General features: G+C 38.8%; 4 protein-coding genes. 2 read left to right on the plus strand and 2 right to left on the minus strand.

Translation table 11 applies throughout. The annotated features are described in order from the left end of the window. Positions 1-137: 137 nt before the first annotated feature. Positions 138-1,163 carry a 16S rRNA (guanine(1207)-N(2))-methyltransferase RsmC gene (gene rsmC / locus H5072_RS15125; RefSeq protein ID WP_182673995.1) on the minus strand — a complete coding sequence of 342 codons (1,026 nt, stop codon included), beginning with the start codon at positions 1,161-1,163 and terminating at the stop codon, positions 138-140. 62 nt (positions 1,164-1,225) lie between these two features. Further along, entirely contained in the window at positions 1,226-1,951 is a 726-nt protein-coding gene (gene trmB, locus H5072_RS15130; protein ID WP_007582957.1) for a tRNA (guanosine(46)-N7)-methyltransferase TrmB, read from the minus strand. 161 nt (positions 1,952-2,112) lie between these two features. Between trmB and mutY the strand changes: the two genes are divergently transcribed. Both mutY and H5072_RS15140 read left to right on the plus strand, forming a co-directional pair. Next, positions 2,113-3,174: an A/G-specific adenine glycosylase gene (gene mutY / locus H5072_RS15135; protein WP_182693990.1), complete on the plus strand. Its 1,062-nt coding sequence runs from the start codon at positions 2,113-2,115 to the stop codon at positions 3,172-3,174. 35 nt (positions 3,175-3,209) lie between these two features. After that, the coding region (locus H5072_RS15140) for a Fe(2+)-trafficking protein (protein ID WP_182693991.1) at positions 3,210-3,291 on the plus strand (82 nt) is incomplete at its 3' end.

Raw genomic sequence — 3,291 nt, forward strand, 5'->3', positions numbered from 1 at the left:
CTGAGTTAAATTTAATTATTTAGAGTTTTAGTTTAGCAAAGACGTGGAAAAATGAAGGAAAAAAACTAAATTAATTCTTATATTTATTCGAAAGTTAGCTTGAGCACGTTTGTGCTCAATCATTTTACAAGTTTAAATTAGCTGCTATATACAGCAAATTTATTGTTCTTAAATACAGTTTGATAGCTTTCAAACTGAGTTTCTAAAATAGGCGGGTACTTTAAAAAGCTGTTAGCAACAATATTTAGCTTCCCTAATTTAGTTAAATGCTGTTTTGCATTAGCTAAAAATGTTTCTGCTACTGTGTAGTCGGTTGCAATACCAGTATGAAAAGGTGGATTGCTAATAATTAAATCAAACTTGCCATTAATGCTTTTAAGGCCGTCACTTAATATAGCCTCACCATTGATGTTGTTAAGCTTTAGGGTTTGCTGTGTTGCATAAGTTGCCAGCGCACTTACATCACTACACACAAACTCAAGTGCTGGATTATGAAGCCCTAAAAAAGTTGCTATTAAACCTGCGCCACAACCAAAGTCGAGAACTTTGCCTTGCTTAATTGTCGGTGCGTTTTCCAGTAGAACTTTCGTTCCTATATCTAAGCTACCGTGATTAAACACTCCAGGAACACTAATAGCTGTAAATTCAGTGTCGGCAACATTAACAACAAACTTTTTATGGTAAGTCGTAATATCAAAGTGAGGGTGCTTAGAAATTTCAGCAAATGAGTAAAGAACGCAGTGCTTAGCTGAATCAATCTTGTTACTAAACTCAGCTTTACCAGCTAATTGCTTTTCAATTGACTTAACACCACTTTTGTTTTCACCTACTACTAATAGTTCGGCATCATCAGTAATAGCAGACCGAATATTATCAAGTGCCATTAATAACTCTGGTTTTGATTTAGGGTAGTAAAGAATAACTAAATCGTAGTCGTTACCAGGTATTGTGTGGCTTACATGAACATCAACATCTTTGGTGTTCTTAGCAAACTCTCCGTTAGCATGGTTGTAGCTAAACGCAGTTACTTTGCTTTGCGGATTAAGTTTTTTAAGCTCTGTTAAAAAGCCATCTTGAACAAAGTTGACCACCAAGATAGATTTGCCCGTTAGTGCCTCGCTATTACGAAGTAACAGTAAACTTGGGTTGGTTAGTACGCTCATAAATGGCTTTGCCTTACAGTATATTTAGTTTTATAAAAGTAAAAGTGAGTAATTAAATTTAATTATTCTGTGCGCTCAAACATTAAATCCCACACGCCATGACCTAGGCGATGTCCGCGTTGCTCAAACTTAGTAAGCGGGCGCAAATCTGGACGAGGAACATAATCATTTGTTTCTGATTGGTTTTTAAAACCAGGAGCTACATTCATTACTTCGAGCATGTGCTCTGCGTAGTTTTCCCAGTCTGTTGCCATATGAAAAACGCCACCCATTTTAAGTTGGGCTCTTAGCTTTTCAACAAACTCAGTTTGTACAATACGGCGTTTGTGGTGACGCTTTTTATGCCAAGGGTCAGGGAAAAATAGTTGTAGTGTTGTTAAGCTTTCATTAGGTATGCAATCTGCAAGTACTTCAACTGCATCGTGTTCAAAAATACGTAAGTTGGTAATGCCTGCTTCATCGGCATCCATTAAACAAGCACCAACGCCTGGGCGGTGTACTTCAATACCGATAAAGTTTAGGTGAGGGGCATTTGTTGCCATTTCGACAAGCGACTTACCCATACCAAAACCAATTTCTACTACTACATCGTTGTTGTTACCAAAAACTTCGCTTAAATCAAGCATACCGTTTTTATGCTCTAGGCCCATTGTTGGCCAGCATTTTTCGATTGCAGCGGCTTGGCCTTTGGTTAATCGACCTTCGCGTTTTACAAAACTGCGAATGGTGCGGATGTATTTACCTTCTTGCTTAGCTTGCTCAAGGTTAGTGTTGCTTGATTCACTCATATTATTGGCCTGACAAAAACAATGTGTTTAAAAATGGTTGCATATTATCCCTGACCGAGGCCGCAATCACAAGTATTAGCTGGTTTTACACCCCGTATAGCTTGATCTTTTTGTTAACTGCAATAGACTGAGCCGCCATTGGGCATCAGTAAAAGTTAAAAATGTTGGATTTAAATAAAGAACAGTCACACTGCTTTTCTAATCAAGTTGTTGATTGGTATCACCTTCATGGGCGTAAAACACTCCCGTGGCAGCTAGGTAAAACACCTTATAAAGTGTGGGTGTCTGAAGTAATGCTGCAGCAAACCCAAGTTATTACTGTTATTCCATACTTTGAAAAGTTTATGCAAAGCTTTCCAGATATTATCGCTTTAGCTGATGCGGATGAAGACTTAGTACTGCATCACTGGACCGGCTTAGGGTATTACGCTCGTGCGCGTAACTTACACAAAACAGCTAAAATAGTGCGTGACAAATACCAAGGTGAGTTTCCGAAAACACTTGAGGAAGTAATGGATTTACCTGGAATAGGGCGCTCTACTGCAGGGGCTGTTTTATCATTGTCGCTTGGACAGCATCACCCTATTTTAGATGGGAACGTGAAGCGAGTTTTAGCGCGCTATTTTATGATTGAGGGCTGGTACGGCGTTAAAAAAGTCGAAAACCAGCTTTGGCATTTATCAGAGCAGTTAACGCCTAAAGATAATGTTACTGAGTTTAATCAAGCTATGATGGATTTAGGGTCTAGCGTTTGCTCACGCAGCCGGTTTGATTGCGAGGCTTGCCCATTAAACTCAGGCTGTGGTGCTTTTAATACAGGTAAAGTAAAAGAGTTTCCACATTCAAAACCTAAAAAAGCAGTTCCTAAAAAGAGTTGTCATCAGTTAATTATTCAGTGTGGTGATAAAGTGCTTATGGAAAAACGTCCTAACAGCGGTATTTGGGGCGGATTGTTTGGCTTTTTTGAATTTAATGAGTACGAAGAGCTTCAAATGTTTTTAGCTCAGCAAGGCCTAGAGGCTAGTTTAGTAGAACTTGAAGCGTTTATTCATGTGTTTTCACATTTTGAGCTGAGGATTAACCCGCATGTGCTCAATGTTAAGAAAACTCCTGATGTGGTAAACGATAAGCAATTAATCTGGTATCCGCTTGATCAATCAATAGAGGTTGGCCTAGCAGCACCAACTAAAAAGTTGGTTAAACAAATTACAGCAATAGTATAGAATAGCCCCATATTTAGCGTTAGAGAGAATCAATCATGGCACGTACAGTATTTTGTCAAAAGTTACAAAAAGAAGCCGAAGGGCTTGGCTTTCAGTTATACCCTGGTGAAATTGGTG

The sequence above is a fragment of the Pseudoalteromonas sp. SR45-5 genome (genome assembly GCF_014163565.1).
Classification (GTDB): Bacteria; Pseudomonadota; Gammaproteobacteria; order Enterobacterales; family Alteromonadaceae; genus Pseudoalteromonas; species Pseudoalteromonas distincta.